Annotated in this window: 16 protein-coding genes; 12 read left to right on the top strand and 4 right to left on the bottom strand. The window is 60.6% G+C overall.

The annotated features are described in order from the left end of the window. Nucleotides 1–3 precede the first annotated feature (3 nt). Complete coding sequence (rmuC, locus tag IPP03_04145; protein ID MBL0351893.1) at nucleotides 4–1338, top strand: DNA recombination protein RmuC; 1335 nt, start codon at nucleotides 4–6, stop codon at nucleotides 1336–1338. Next, nucleotides 1322–1762 (top strand): DUF3293 domain-containing protein, encoded by a 441-nt coding sequence (locus IPP03_04140; GenBank protein MBL0351892.1) that lies wholly within the window; start codon nucleotides 1322–1324, stop codon nucleotides 1760–1762. Before rmuC ends, IPP03_04140 begins: the two co-directional genes overlap by 17 nt. An 18-nt stretch (nucleotides 1763–1780) precedes the next feature. Here IPP03_04140 and IPP03_04135 read toward each other — a convergent pair whose 3' ends face one another. Next, nucleotides 1781–2599: an outer membrane protein assembly factor BamD gene (locus IPP03_04135; protein ID MBL0351891.1), complete on the bottom strand. Its 819-nt coding sequence runs from the start codon at nucleotides 2597–2599 to the stop codon at nucleotides 1781–1783. A 1-nt stretch (nucleotide 2600) separates the two neighbouring features. Between IPP03_04135 and rluD the strand changes: the two genes are divergently transcribed. The 3 genes from rluD to IPP03_04120 are packed head-to-tail and all read left to right on the top strand — an operon-like array spanning nucleotide 2601 to nucleotide 5083. After that, nucleotides 2601–3557 (top strand): 23S rRNA pseudouridine(1911/1915/1917) synthase RluD, encoded by a 957-nt coding sequence (gene rluD, locus IPP03_04130; GenBank protein MBL0351890.1) that lies wholly within the window; start codon nucleotides 2601–2603, stop codon nucleotides 3555–3557. Continuing rightward, nucleotides 3550–4281: a peptidoglycan editing factor PgeF gene (gene pgeF / locus IPP03_04125; protein MBL0351889.1), complete on the top strand. Its 732-nt coding sequence runs from the start codon at nucleotides 3550–3552 to the stop codon at nucleotides 4279–4281. The genes rluD and pgeF overlap by 8 nt, the downstream gene beginning before the upstream one ends. Nucleotides 4282–4315: 34 nt before the next feature. Next, complete coding sequence (locus tag IPP03_04120) at nucleotides 4316–5083, top strand: ZIP family metal transporter (protein MBL0351888.1); 768 nt, start codon at nucleotides 4316–4318, stop codon at nucleotides 5081–5083. On the opposite strand, the gene IPP03_04115 is transcribed toward IPP03_04120, so the two are convergent. Next, nucleotides 5024–5254, bottom strand: a complete 231-nt coding sequence (locus tag IPP03_04115; protein ID MBL0351887.1) for a hypothetical protein — start codon at nucleotides 5252–5254, stop codon at nucleotides 5024–5026. The genes IPP03_04120 and IPP03_04115 overlap by 60 nt on opposite strands. Nucleotides 5255–5387: 133 nt before the next feature. Here IPP03_04115 and phaC point away from each other — a divergent pair, with 133 nt between their 5' ends. From phaC to phaR, 4 genes are all read left to right on the top strand, one after another. Further along, nucleotides 5388–7112 carry a class I poly(R)-hydroxyalkanoic acid synthase gene (gene phaC / locus IPP03_04110; GenBank protein MBL0351886.1) on the top strand — a complete coding sequence of 575 codons (1725 nt, stop codon included), beginning with the start codon at nucleotides 5388–5390 and terminating at the stop codon, nucleotides 7110–7112. Nucleotides 7113–7139: 27 nt separating this feature from the next. Continuing rightward, nucleotides 7140–7880: an acetoacetyl-CoA reductase gene (gene phbB, locus IPP03_04105; protein MBL0351885.1), complete on the top strand. Its 741-nt coding sequence runs from the start codon at nucleotides 7140–7142 to the stop codon at nucleotides 7878–7880. A 51-nt stretch (nucleotides 7881–7931) separates the two neighbouring features. Further along, nucleotides 7932–8675, top strand: a complete 744-nt coding sequence (locus tag IPP03_04100; GenBank protein ID MBL0351884.1) for a beta-ketoacyl-ACP reductase — start codon at nucleotides 7932–7934, stop codon at nucleotides 8673–8675. A gap of 101 nt (nucleotides 8676–8776) precedes the next feature. Then, entirely contained in the window at nucleotides 8777–9328 is a 552-nt protein-coding gene (gene phaR, locus IPP03_04095; protein MBL0351883.1) for a polyhydroxyalkanoate synthesis repressor PhaR, read from the top strand. Between the two features lie 51 nt (nucleotides 9329–9379). Here phaR and IPP03_04090 read toward each other — a convergent pair whose 3' ends face one another. Next, nucleotides 9380–10192, bottom strand: coding sequence for an inositol monophosphatase (locus IPP03_04090; protein ID MBL0351882.1), 813 nt, complete (start codon nucleotides 10190–10192; stop codon nucleotides 9380–9382). Nucleotides 10193–10253: 61 nt separating this feature from the next. On the opposite strand from IPP03_04090, the gene IPP03_04085 reads away from it, so the two are divergent. Continuing rightward, nucleotides 10254–11027: an RNA methyltransferase gene (locus tag IPP03_04085; protein ID MBL0351881.1), complete on the top strand. Its 774-nt coding sequence runs from the start codon at nucleotides 10254–10256 to the stop codon at nucleotides 11025–11027. Between the two features lie 506 nt (nucleotides 11028–11533). Here the strand turns inward: IPP03_04085 and IPP03_04080 are convergent. Then, complete coding sequence (locus IPP03_04080; GenBank protein MBL0351880.1) at nucleotides 11534–11962, bottom strand: hypothetical protein; 429 nt, start codon at nucleotides 11960–11962, stop codon at nucleotides 11534–11536. Nucleotides 11963–12140: 178 nt separating this feature from the next. Between IPP03_04080 and IPP03_04075 the strand changes: the two genes are divergently transcribed. Beyond that, nucleotides 12141–12821 (top strand): TIGR00153 family protein, encoded by a 681-nt coding sequence (locus IPP03_04075; GenBank protein MBL0351879.1) that lies wholly within the window; start codon nucleotides 12141–12143, stop codon nucleotides 12819–12821. Nucleotides 12822–12919: 98 nt separating this feature from the next. Next, the gene (locus IPP03_04070; GenBank protein MBL0351878.1) at nucleotides 12920–14182 is read left to right on the top strand and encodes an inorganic phosphate transporter; all 1263 of its coding nucleotides are present in this window, start codon (nucleotides 12920–12922) and stop codon (nucleotides 14180–14182) included. Nucleotides 14183–14231 lie beyond the last annotated feature (49 nt).

The raw sequence follows: 14231 nt of genomic DNA, 5'->3' as shown, positions 1-14231 counted from the left end.
GGAATGAACGAGACCTCGTTTCTGGTCCTGGCCGCGGGACTCGTCGCCATCGTCCTGTTGCTGGTTGTCGTATTGCTCCGTGGCAGCCGGCGTGGCGATGACGATCTTCGCCTGCGCTCCTTGCAGGAGGCACAGGAGAAGGGGCTTGAGCGGCTCGAGCGGGAATTGCGTGAAGAACTGGCGCGCGGCCGGCGCGAGGACGCGGAGGAGGCGTTCCGCGACCGCGAGGAGCGCGCGCAATCGGCGACGCTGCTCGGCCAGGCGGTAACAACCCAGGTCGGACAGTTCGGCACGGCCCAGTCAGAGCGCCTGGAGGCCTTTGCTCGCGAACTGAACCGCTTTTCACTGGGCCTTGACGAGCGCTTCGAGCGCCTGAGAATCAGTGTCGAGGGACGGTTGACCGCAATCCAGGCGGACAATGCCAGCAAGCTCGAGGAGATGCGTCGCACCGTGGACGAAAAGCTGCACGCCACGCTCGAGCAACGCCTCGGTGAATCCTTCAAGCTGGTGAGCGACCGCCTCGAGCAGGTGCATCGGGGCCTTGGAGAAATGCAGTCGCTGGCGGCGGGCGTCGGCGACCTCAAGCGGGTATTGAGCAACGTCAAGACCCGTGGCACCTGGGGCGAAGTCCAGCTAGCAGCGCTTCTTGAGCAACTGCTGACGGCCGACCAGTTCGCCGCCAATGTGGCGACGCGCCCGAACAGCAACGAGCGCGTCGATTTTGCCATCCGCCTGCCAGGCAAGAGTGATGGCGTCGTGGTTTGGTTGCCGATCGATGCCAAGTTTCCAGTCGAGGATTATCAGCGTCTGATCGACGCTCAGGAACGCGGTGAGATGGGCCTCGTCGAGGAAGCGAGCAAAGCGATCGAGGTCCGCCTCAAGGCCGAGGCGCGGAGCATTCACGAGAAATATGTCGCGCCGCCGCATACTACCGATTTTGCACTCCTCTATCTGCCCACCGAAGGGCTGTATGCCGAGGCCTTGCGGCGTCCGGGGCTGGCCGATACCCTGCAGCGTGAATGGCGGGTCAGTCTGGCCGGGCCGACGACGCTGGCGGCGCTCCTTAACAGCCTGCAGATGGGTTTCCGGACGCTGGCCATCGAGCAGCGCTCGGCGGAGGTCTGGGCGGTGCTGGGGGCGGTCAAGGGCGAATTCGGCAAGTTTGGCGAGGCTCTGGCGCACACCAGGAAGAAACTGGACGAGGCCAGCAACAGCATCAGCAAGGCAGAAACGCGGACCCGCCAGTTGTCGCGAAAACTGAGCGAGGTCGAGGCACTGCCGGCAAGCGATGCCGAGAAGCTAATCGGACTGGTCGAACTGAATGGTGAAGACGACTGAACTGGAAACCGCCTACGGGGCGACGACTTATCGGGTCTACCTGCCCGGTGGGCAGTGTGATCTGCATCCCGGGGTTGCCTGCGAGTCCTTGCGTAGCTGGCTGGAGACAGCCGGGGCGGGTTGCTTTGCCATCTTGACGGCGTGCAACCCAAATTCGGTGCTGCTGGACGAGAAACAGAATGCTGGCCGCCAGTCGCAACTGGAGTGCGAGATACTCGACTCGGGATATGAAACCTATGCCGGCGAGAACATCGCCGAAGATGCCGCCTGGCCGGTCGAAGAAAGCTGCTTCGTTCCCGGTATGCCGATTGCCGAGGCTATGACCCTGGGCGAGAAGTACGGACAGAACGCCATTGTCTGCGGCGGCGATAATGGAGTTCCCAAGCTGGTATGGTTGGCAACCGCCGTCCCGACGACCGGCTAGGCGGGTCTCCGGACGCGATTACCAGAGATGCCACCAGCGCTTCCTGGAATCAAGACCTTCGGTGTAGAAGCGGCTATCCGGGAAATTCTTGCGCATGACGCGCTCGGCGTCATCGCGCATGTCGTCCATGCCGAGTTTGTCATAGGCAAGGATCAGGATGAAGGTCGCTTCCTCGACAGCAGGCGCCGTGGGATAAGTCTTGATCACATACTGCGCCCGGTTGGCAGCGGCAATGAAGGCGCCGCGATTGATGTAATAGCGCGCGACGTGTACTTCGTGCGAAGCCAACGAATTGACTAGGTAATTCATCCGCTGGATGGCGTCTGGGGTGTATTTGCTGTCAGGGAAACGGGTGACAAGTTCGCGGAAGGCGTCGAACGCTTCGCGTGCCGCCTTTGGGTCACGCTCGGTCGGATCCTGCGTGCTGATATAGGGCGCGTAACCCAGATCTTCGTTGAAGCCGACCAGACCCTTCAGATAGTAGGCATAGTCGACAGCCGGATGATTGGGGTGCAGCTTGATGAACCGGTCGCACGCCGCGATGGCCGAGCCCGCCTCGCCGGCTTTCCAGTATACGTAGCCCAGTTCAAGCTGGGCCTGCTGGGCATAACGTCCGTACGGATAACGGGCCTCAAGCTTTTCGTAGTACTTGGCGGCCTTGTCCCAAGCGCCGCTGCTCTGCGCATCCTTGGCCTCGGTATACAGTTTGTTGGCTGACCAGCCGGCGGTTTCATCCTTGTCGCCGGAAAGCAGGCCGCAGCCGGCGATGATGGCGGCGATCAGGAGTGCTGTCGCCAAACGGAGAAAGGTGGTGAGGAATGCGGGTAAACTTCGCATCATGAAGAATCCTTTGGAAGACGGCACCGATTATATCCGAACTCCGCCCGATCAATCCCGGGTTCCGGATCGCTGCGCCGGTTGGCGTCTCGATCAGGTGCTTGCGGAAGTGCTGCCGCAGCATTCACGAAATCGCCTGCAGACTTGGGTGCGTGAAGGGCGCGTCGCCGTAAGCGGGCGCATTGAGACGGAGCCTAAGCACAAGGTTGTGGGCGGAGAAGTTCTGGTCCTGAGCGAGCCGCCCGGCATCAGGGAAATCGCCGAGCAGCCCGAAGATATCCCGCTCGAGATCGTGTTCGAGGACGAAGCACTGCTGGTCATCGACAAGCCACCCGGTCTGGTTGTGCACCCAGGGAGCGGCAACTGGAGCGGCACGCTGATGAATGCCTTGCTCCACCATGTGCCGGCGATCGCCGCAGTGCCGCGCGCGGGCATCGTCCACCGCCTGGACAAGGATACAAGCGGCCTGCTGGTCGTCGCCAAGACGCTTGCGGCCCAGACCGACCTAGTGCGCCAGTTGCAGGCGCGCAGCGTCAGGCGCCAGTATCTGGCGGTCGCTTGTGGCGTCGTGCGCCGGGATGCAACGATCGCGGCACCCATCGGCCGCCATCCGGTGCACCGGACGAAAATGGCGGTGGTTCCGGAAACCCGCGGCGGCAAGGCGGCGGTAACCCACTTCCGCGTCCTCGAGCAGTTCGCCCACTGTGCGCTGGTCGAATGCTCGCTGGAGACCGGGCGCACGCACCAGATCCGCGTGCACATGGCGTCGGTCAGGCATCCGCTGCTCGGCGATCAGGTTTATGGCAGGCTCGATCAGCGCCTGCCGGCGTTCTCCCGGCAGGCTCTGCATGCCACTCGTCTGGCGCTGCTCCATCCACTCACCCGGCGGATGAAACAGTGGGAGGCACCACCGCCGACGGACATGAGCACATTGCTGGAAGCGCTGCGCGGTGGGTGAGGTCTTCGTTCCTGACTGGGCTGCGCCGGCCAATGTCAAGGCACTGCAAACGACGCGCAACGGGGGGTGCAGCCGGGAACAGTGGGCGAGTTTCAACGTCGGCGATCATGTCGGGGACGATCCGGCGGCTGTCGCGGCGAATCGCCAGGCGTTGCGCGCCACATTACCAGGCGAACCGCGCTGGCTCAGGCAGGTTCATGGCATTGTCGCGGTCGACGCCGGTCAGGAGGCGAAAATCAGGGTGGCCGACGCGGCGTTTGCACGCCGTCCGGGAACGGTGTGCGCGGTGATGACCGCCGATTGCCTGCCGGTGCTCCTGTGCGATCGCCGGGGCTCGGTGGTCGCTGCCGCGCATGCCGGCTGGCGCGGGCTGCTGGGCGGCGTCCTGGAGAGCGCGGTGGCAGCGATGGCGGCGGCCCCCGGGGAACTGCTGGCGTGGCTGGGCCCGGCGATCGGCCCGCGCTGTTTCGAGGTCGGGACGGAAGTACGTGATGCCTTTATCACGCGGAATCCGTCAGCCATTACTGCCTTTATGGCGACTGGACAGGACAAATGGCTGTGTGACATCTACCTGCTGGCGCGGCAGCGCCTGGATCAATTGGGGGTCGGCGCAATCAGTGGTGGCGGAGCATGTACCTTCAGCGAATTCGAGCGCTACTTTTCCTATCGCCGTGAGCGAATGACCGGAAGGATGGCGAGCCTGATCTGGCTGGACAGTGTATGATCCGCGCCTTTCCCCGGATCAAAATCGGTTTCCCGTGAGCACCCTTGCCTGGATCATCGCCGTTTCACTGGCCGGTGGCGCCTTGAGCGTTGTCGCGGCGGCGGGCCTGAGTCTGGCCCTTGGCGTGCGACACATCAATGTCCTGATCTCCTACGCGATCGGTGCCTTGCTCGGCGCGGCCTTTCTGGAAATCCTGCCGCATGCACTGGAACATGGCGATCCGCATCGCATGGCGGGAACCGTTCTGTTCGGCATCATGGTTTTCTTCGTGCTGGAAAAACTGGTCCTGTGGCGGCATTGCCACCATGACCACTGCGAGGCGCATGATGCCCACGCGCCGGCGGACGACCATGGCCGCTCCGGCCTGATGATCCTGGTCGGCGACACCTTTCACAATTTCGTTGATGGCATTCTGATCGCCGCTGCCTTCCTGCAAAGCACGGAAGCCGGCATTGTCATCGCGCTGGCCATCATCGCGCACGAGATTCCCCAGGAAGTCGGCGACTACCTGATTCTTATCCACTCCGGCTACAGTAAGCTGCGGGCCTTGGTGTACAACCTGCTCTCCAGCCTGGCGACGCTGGTCGGTGCGACGCTGGCCTATCTTGCCCTTTCCGAAATGCAGGAATGGATACCTTCACTGCTCGGCCTGGCAGCGGCAAGCATGATCTATGTCGCGGTGGCCGATCTCATTCCCGGTTTGCACAAGCGAACCGAATTGAAGGCGACTATCCAGCAGGTCTCACTGATCAGCCTCGGCATCGCCTCGATCGCTATCGTCCAGGCGCTGGTCGGCGAGTAACTCCCGGTAGCGCCGGCGCTGGCGACGCGCCTTGCTGCCAGCCATCCAGAGCAGTAACCCGCTGGGCAGCAAGCCATAGAAAAGGAAGGAAATGATTGCTGACACCACCGTCGGCTCGTTCAGCGCGACGAGGACTGTAACGTAAAGCCAGCCGATGGCAACGATGTACATCCGCGTAATTATGCATTCAAATCCATTGACAGCGCTCGGGCTGGTATGGAGAATCGGAGCGCTAAACCCCGATTCAACTACAGAGAAGAAAACGGCCATGGCGCAAAAGGGACCTGACACCAGCGACGCTTTCATGGGTTTGCCCCCGCAATTCGTGCAGGCCGCTCAGGACACGACGCGGCAGTTCATGGCCTTCATCTGCCAGGCCGGAAACCCGGTGGCCGCCGTTCCGCCGGTTGCCGACCCGCCGGTTGCCGACCCGCCGGCTGCCGACCCACAGGCGTTGACTGCGCTACAGAAACAGTTCATGAACCAGCAGATGTCCCTCTGGCAGTCGGTGCTCGCCCGCCAGCAGGGCGCCCCGGAGACATTCAAGGTCGCAGCCGAGCCTGGCGATCGCCGCTTTGCAGCGCCCGAATGGCGTGAAAGCCCGGTTTACGACTACCTGCACCAAGCCTACCTGCTCAATGCGAAATATCTGAAGGATCTGGTCGAACTGGTTCCGGCGAGCGACGACAAGGCCCGCAACCGCATGCGTTTTCTGGCACGCCAGATAGTCGACGCCATGGCGCCTTCGAATTATGCCGCGACGAATCCGGAATTCATCAAGCTGGCGCTGCAAACCAGCGGCCGGAGCATTACCGACGGCATCGACAATCTGATCAGGGATTTCGAGAAAGGGCGCATTTCGATGACCGACGAGTCGGTCTTCGAAATCGGTCGCAACATTGCGACGACCGAAGGTGCGGTGGTTTACGAAAACGACCTGATGCAGTTGATCCAGTACTCACCCCTGACGCCGGAAGTCGGCATGCTGCCGCTGGTGGTCGTGCCGCCGTGCATCAACAAGTTCTACGTCATGGATCTGCAGCCCGACAATTCGCTGATCCGCTTCATGGTAGAGCAGGGCAACACGGTGTTTCTGGTTTCCTGGCGTAATCCGCAGGCAGAGCATGGTCACCTGACCTGGGACGATTACCTCGAGCATGGCCCAATTGCCGCATTGCACGTCGCTCGGGAGATTTGTCGGGTCAAGCAGGTCAATGCGCTTGGGTTCTGCGTCGGCGGGACGATCCTGACTTCGGCCCTGTCCGTGCTCAAGGGGCGAGGCGAAGACATCGCCGCATCGCTGACCCTGATGACGACGCTCCTCGATTTCTCCGATACTGGGGAGATCGGAGTCTTTATCGATGCCAATGCCCTGGAGGCACGCGAGTCGACTATTGGCAAGGGTGGCCTGCTGCCGGCGCGCGACCTGCAGAACACCTTCTCCTTCCTGCGCGCCAACGACCTGGTCTGGAACTACGTCACCGGAAATTACCTGAAGGGCCAGAAGCCACAAGCCTTTGATTTGCTCTACTGGAATTCGGATTCGACCAATCTGCCGGGGCCGTTCGCTTGCTGGTACATGCGCAACCTCTACCTCGACAACAGCCTACACGTGCCTGGCAAGCTCGAGATGTGCGGCCAGCGCATCGACCTCGGCGCGCTGGCGATGCCCGTCTACCTGCTGGCAACGCGCGAAGATCATATCGTTCCCTGGCGATCTGCTTACGAGACGACGCGCATTCTCGGAGGCAAGGTGCGATTCGTCCTGGGTGCGTCGGGCCATATCGCCGGCGCCATCAACCCGGCGAGCAAGAACAAGCGCAACTATTGGGTCAACGACAATGTGAAAGGCAACGCTGAATCCTGGTTGACCGCAGCGGACAACAGGCCGGGTAGTTGGTGGAACGACTGGGCTGCCTGGCTGAAGCCGTTTGCCGGCAAATCACGGGCGCCACGCAGGCCTGGCAACGCAAAACACAGGCCGATCGAACCGGCACCCGGTCGTTACGTGCGTGAACGCGCGGTCTGAACAGATAATTTACGGGAAGGGGAAACAATGTCAAGAACTGCACTGGTGACAGGGGGAATGGGTGGACTCGGCGAGGCAATCTGCATCAAACTCGCGGCGCTGGATTTCCAGGTGGTCACCACCTGTTCGCCCGGCAACACCAAGGTCGATGACTGGCTGAAAGGCATGCATGCCATGGGCTTCAGTTTCAAGGCCTATGCCTGTGACGTCACCGATTTCGAATCGGCCCGTGCCTGCGTCGAGGCAGTAAGCAGAGAGGTCGGCCCGGTCGATGTACTGGTCAATAATGCCGGCATCACCCGCGACATGACCTTCAAGCGGATGTCCAAAGCGGACTGGGATGCGGTAATCCACACCAACCTCGACTCGATCTTCAACATGTCGAAGCAGGTGATCGACGGCATGATCAAGCGCAAGTGGGGGCGGATCATCAACGTCTCCTCGGTCAACGGACAGAAGGGCGCCTTCGGCCAGACCAACTACGCAGCGGCCAAGGCCGGCATGCACGGCTTCACCAAGGCGCTGGCGCTTGAGGTCGCCAAGCAGGGTGTCACGGTCAACACCATTTCTCCAGGTTATATCGGTACCAGGATGGTGACTGCGATCCCGCAGGAGATTCTCGATTCAAAGATTCTGCCGCAGATTCCAGTCAACCGGCTGGGCAAGCCGGAGGAGATTGCCGGGCTCGTCGCTTATCTTGCTTCTGACGAGGCTGCTTTCGTCACCGGTGCCAATATTTCCATCAACGGCGGCCAGCACATGTACTGACCGGCGTATTTTTTTACCCACTGTAAACATCAACAACAGGAAGGAAGAACTATGACACAACGTGTTGCACTCGTCACCGGCGCCATGGGCGGTCTTGGAACCGCAATTTGTCAGGAACTGGCCAAGGCTGGCCACAAGGTGGTTGCCTCGTATCATCCGCAGTTCGACAACAAGGAAGAGTGGCTGAAGGAGATGGCTGCTGTGGGCTTCAACGACTTTGTCTGCGTCGCCGGTGACATCTCCTCCTGGGACGACTGCGTGAAGATGGTGGCGGAAGCCGAAGCGTCAGCCGGCCCGGTCGATATCCTGGTCAACAACGCCGGCATCACCCGTGACCGCATGTTCGCCAAGATGGAACGTGATGGCTGGGATGCTGTCATCGGCACCAATCTGACCTCGCTGTTCAACATGACCAAGCAGGTTTCGTCGAAGATGGCCGAGCGTGGCTGGGGCCGCATCATCAACATTTCGTCGGTCAACGGCCTCAAGGGCCAGGCTGGCCAGACCAACTACTCGGCTGCCAAGGCCGGCGTCATCGGCTTCTCGAAGGCGCTGGCCGCCGAACTCGCCACCAAGGGAGTGACCGTCAACGCGATCTGTCCGGGCTACGTGGCGACCAAGATGGTCATGGCGATCAAGCCGGAGATCCTGCAGACCATCATCGACGGCGTGCCGATGAAGCGTCTCGCCAAGCCGGAAGAAATTGGCGGCGCCTGCGTCTATCTGGCTTCCGAACTTGCAGGGTTCATGACGGGCGCCACGATGAACCTGAACGGCGGCTTGTACTACCAGTAATTACGGATTTTTTGCGCTGCATCAAGAACGGGCACCTGCGGGTGCCTGTTTTTTTGTTCTATAATGGTGCAGTGCACACAAACCCGCCCGAGGGATGCCGGATGTCCGAGGAAGTACGTCTGATCAAGAAATACCCCAATCGCCGTCTTTACGATACCAAGACGAGCGCCTACATAACGCTGGGGGATGTCAAGGATCTCGTCATCAAGTTCGAACCATTCAAGGTACTCGACGCCAAATCCGGCGACGACCTGACGCGGAGTATCCTGTTGCAGATCATCCTTGACGAAGAGAGCGGCGGCGTTCCCCTTTTCTCCTGCGAGTTGCTGTCCGGCTTCGTCCGCTTCTACGGCAGCGCCATGCAGGGAATGCTGGGCAAGTATCTGGAAAACAACATGCGCACCTTCGTTGATTTCCAGCACAAGTTGCAGGACCAGTCACGCTCGATGTACGGCGACAACAGCCATCTGCAGGCAGATTTCTGGGCGCAGTTCCTCAATTTCCAGCAACCCGCGATGCAGAGCATGATGACAGCCTACATGGATCAGTCCAAGAAGATGTTCCAACAGATGCAGGATAAGTTGCAGAGCCAGACGCGCAACATGTTCACCGGCTTCAAGGCGGGTGCCGTGGCGGACAAACTCGAGAAGTAATCGCTGCCGCCGCCCGGAGGGTGGCGGATCGGCCCTGTTTCTCACCAGCGCTCAGGCGGTGATTGATTCCGGCAATCGTTCCTGAATGAGATTGAGCAGCGGCGCGAAGACTTTCGGTGTGCCGGCGACGATGTTGCCGCTGGCCAGGTAGCCCGCTTCGCCGCGCATGTCGCTGACCAGCCCGCCGGCTTCCGAGATTAGCAGCGCACCGGCGGCGATGTCCCACGGGGAAAGCCCGAATTCCCAGAACCCATCGTAGCGACCGCAGGCGACATAGGCCAGATCCAGCGCCGCAGCGCCAGGACGGCGCAGGCCGGCGGTCTTCCGGGTCAGTTCCTTGAAGATCGCAAGGTAGGTGTCGATGTGATCGAACATGCGATAGGGGAAGCCGGTGCCGAGCAGCGAATCCTGGAGTTTTGTCCGCTTGGAAACGCGGATGCGGCGCTCGTTCAGGAAGGCGCCCGCTCCCTTACTGGCGATGAACAATTCGTTCCGATTGGGATCGAAAACAACGGCCTGCTCGATGTTGTTGCCTTTCGCCAGCGCGATCGAGACGGCGTATTGCGGCAGCCCATGAATGAAGTTGGTGGTGCCGTCCAGGGGGTCGATGATCCACCGGTAATCGCCGTCGGCAGGACCCGTCCCGGCGGCCGCTCCAGACTCCTCTGCTAAAATCCCGTACTGCGGATACGCGTCCCGCAGCGTTTCGATGATTGCAGCCTCGGCTTTCCGGTCAACCTCGGTTACGAAATCGTTGGCCTGTTTTGTTTCCACCTTGAGCAGGTCGAGGTCATTGGATGCACGATTGATGATCTTGCCGGCGCGAAGCGCCGCCTTGACGGCGATATTCAGGGCTGGATGCATGGCTTAAAGAACTGGCGGGTGGCGAGGCCGGCCGATTAATTTGGAGAAACCCGATTTTACTATGAAGCCCGAACTCCTGCTGTCGCGAATCCGCGTCGTCCTGTGTCGCCCGAGTCATCCCGGAAACATCGGGGCGGCGGCACGGGCCATGAAGACCATGGGACTAACCGATCTGCGCCTGGTCGAGCCGAGGAAATTTCCCGATCCTGAAGCCGATGCCCGGGCGACTGGCGCGGTCGACGTCCTGGAATCGGCAAAAATCAGTGAATCCCTACCCGAAGCACTGGCCGGCGCCGTTTTTGTTGTCGCCCTGTCGGCGCGGCGCCGCGACCTGGGCCCACCCAGCGGTCAACCAAGGGAGATGGTGGCCCGTCTGCTGGCCCACGCTGGGCAGGGTCAGGTGGCACTGGTTTTCGGAAATGAAACCGTGGGCCTAACAAATGTCGAGATCCAGCAATGCCATGCGGCGGTGTCAATTCCGGCCAATCCGGAGTTCAGTTCGCTGAATCTCGGCGCGGCGGTACAGGTGCTGAGTTACGAAATTCGCATGGCCGCCTTTGCAGGAGTGCCGGCAGTGGCTGACGCAACGGTTACACCCGCGTCGTTGCGACTGGCGGCCCACGATGAGGTCGAGGGTCTTTACGCACATTTCGAGGTGGTGATGACCGAAACCGGGTTTCTCAACCCCGCGCATCCGGGAAGGCTGCTGCCCAAATTGCGCCGCCTCTTTTCGCGAATTCAGCTCGAAAGGGATGAGATCAACATTCTGCGGGGAATCCTCGCCGCTACCCAGAGCCCAACCGGGCATGCGCAAGGAAATACGCCTGAGACCTGAGGGTGGGGCACGATCGCTCGGCAAGACGTTCCCCCATGGCGTCGTATATAACGGTCGTGTCCGGGATGTAGGCATGCCATGCCTGGCCGCGAAGGGAGCTATAGGAATCAACAAAATCCCCATCCTGAGGACAGGGTCAGCTCAATCCTAAGCTGCATGGCATGGGTGCTGAGGGGATCGAACTGCGGCTTGTAATGGCATTCTGGCAAGGGTTCTATCGATTCCGTGTTTTGAAGTACCAGCAAAAATACCAACCGTGAGTTCAAATTCGAAGTGCAACTCTGATTAATGGGTTGGGAGGGCGAGATGCAATAGCATCCGAGCCCCTTGACCGGCAAGTCAAAGTTGCCTGGAATGAACTACACATTCATCCGAGGCGAACGATACCAAATTGCCATCCTTCTCAAAGTCGGACATAAGCAGAGCGACGTTGCCCGCCTGATGAATCGTCACCCCGCCGCGTTTCCGCCGAGACATGGACCTTCGCTCAGGCCAAACTGGCCGAGCTATGGAGTCCCGAACAGATTTCCGGCTATCTCAAGTCTTGCGGGCAGCCCGGCATTAGCCACGAAACCGTCTATCAGCGCATCTACGCCGACTGGCGCGCTGGTGGCACACTGCACTGCGCCCCGCGTCGCCAGAAGGCCCGCAGAAAGCGTTATGGTGGCCGCGACCGACGCGGCACTATCCCCAACCAGGTGTCGATCGAGCAACGCCCCACCATTGTCGATGGCCGTTAACGCTTCGGCGACTACGAAGCCGATCTGGTGATCGGCACCGGCCATCAACAAGCACTCGTCACACTCAATGAGCGCAAGTCCCGCTACGCCTTGATCGCCCATGTGTCGGCTAAGATGGCCGATGCCGTCTCGGCTGTTCTTCCCAAAGAAACTGCGCTTCGATTCCATCACCCCCAAAGACATCGCTTTCGCCATGTACCGCCTCAATCATCACCCCAGAAAATGCCTCGGCTTCAGAACACCTCACCAAGTCTTCATGGAGCAGTTACACTTGCCTTATAGCGCCATTGCACTTCAGGCTTGAATCCGCCTAGCATAACCACAACCCTTTGGAAGACGAAAAACAGAGGGAACCTCAATGACGGAGGAGCAGATGTTATCCACCAACTCCATGGTGGCGCTGTTCGGCAAGTCGCCGTTCAAGCCGCTGCAACAGCACATGCGTGTCGTCATCGAGTGCGTTGGCGAAGTCCCGGCGCTGTTCGCTGCCCTGATTGAAGGGAATGAGGCGCAGCTCGAGATCCAGAAGGAGAAGGTCTTCGCCAAGGAAAGTCAGGCGGACACAATCAAGAACGAGTTGCGCAGCCATCTGCCGAGAAGCCTGCTGCTGGCGGTCGGCCGGCATGATCTGCTGGATCTGCTGGCGACGCAGGATACGATCGCCGGCATTGCTCAGGATATCGCCGGCCTGCTTGTCCAGCGCAAGATGGAGGTTCCCGCCGGCATGGCCGAGCCGCTGGCAAGATTCGTCACCCGCAGCGCTGAAACCTGCGAACAGGCGCACAGGATAATCGAGGAACTCGACGAGTTGCTTGAGATCGGCTTCCACGGTCGCGAGGTCGAGCGAGTGGAGGCAATGATCCTTGAACTGGGCTACATGGAGAGCGATACGGACCTGATGGGAGCTTTCCTGGCGCAGGCACTTTTTGCGCAGGAGGGTAGTCTGAGTCCGGTGTCGGTGATGCTCTGGTACCAGTTGATCCGCTGGGTGGGCAACCTCGCCGACTATGCCGAGAAGGTGGGTGACCGCGTGCGCCTGATGATTGCCCACTGAAGACTAGCGGTCTGTGAACGGGCAATACGGTTCGCAGGTGTTTTCGGACTCTTGAGTTCGTCTCTTCATTTCAGCATTTCATCGCCAGGAATCGTATCGTGGAGATTATTGCGCAGCACTCGACGTTGTTTTATGTCACGGCCCTCGCCTTTGGCCTTTTCGTGTGCTGGGGAATGGGCGCCAACAATGTTGCCAACGCCATGGGGACCTCGGTCGGTTCCGGAGCCATTACCCTCAGGCGGGCGCTGCTCCTGGCGGCGGTCATGGAGTTTGCCGGCGCCTATCTGGCCGGCGGCGAGGTGGCCGCCACCATTTCGAAAGGGATCATCGACGGCAGGTTGTTCGAGCCGGTGCCGCATCTGCTGCTGTTCGGCATGATCGGGGCGTTGCTGGCGGTCGGCATCTGGCTGACCGTCGCCAGCATGCGCGGCTGGCCGGTGTCCGCAACCCAATCGATCGTCGGCGCCGTATGCGGCGCCGGTGTCGCCGCGCTCGGCATCGATGCGGTCAACTGGGAAATGATGGCCGAGATCGTCGTCAGTTGGTTGATCTCTCCCGTACTCGGCGGCATTGTCGCGCTGACTCTGACTCTGAGTATCCGCAAGCTGATATTCAATACAGAGAATCCAATCCGCCAGGCACGCCGGTGGGGGCCGATGTATGCGTTCCTGGTGGGCTGGATCGTCGCGCTGGTCACCATCACCGCAGGGCTCAAATACGTCAATATCAATCTCAGTGGCGTCGAGGGTCAAATCCTGTCGATCGCGATCGGCATCGCTTTGGCGATCATCGCCAGGGTGCTGATGAGCCGCATCCATCTCGAAGAGAGCGAGGACCGGATTTTTCACTTTGCCAGCGTCGAAAAACTGTTCGTCCCGCTGATGGTGTTTACCGGCGCGGCGATGGCCTTCGCCCACGGCTCCAACGACCTCGCCAACGGCGTTGGCCCGATGGCAGCAGCCATTCAGATCATCGAAACCCAGTCCGTGAGTCCGCAGTCGGCGGTGACTCCATTCATGCTGCTGCTCGGTGGCGTCGGCATCGTTATCGGCGTGGTGACCTACGGCTACAAGGTGATGGCTACCATCGGCAACAAGATCACGCAGCTGACACCGACCCGCGGTTATGCAGCCACCGTTGCCGCCTCGATTGTCGTCGTGGCGGCGTCCGGGATCGGCATGCCGGTGTCAACCTCCCACATTGCGGTCGGTGCGGTGATCGGGGTGGGTATCGCCCGCGGTATCGGCGCACTCGACATGCGCGTCATCGCCGGCATCATCATCTCGTGGTTGATCACGTTGCCCATTGCCGGGATTCTGGCGGCCATTGTCTTCCACATCCTGCGCGCTGTTTTCGGCTAGAATCGTCCGCAACTTCTCCAGACGGCGGCTCGGCGGGCCGCCGTCTTCC

Source organism: Candidatus Dechloromonas phosphoritropha, from assembly GCA_016722705.1.
In the GTDB taxonomy this organism is placed as follows: Bacteria; Pseudomonadota; Gammaproteobacteria; order Burkholderiales; family Rhodocyclaceae; genus Azonexus; species Azonexus phosphoritrophus.
Note: the sequence above shows the minus strand (reverse complement) of the source record. Positions and strands in the feature narration are given on the sequence as shown.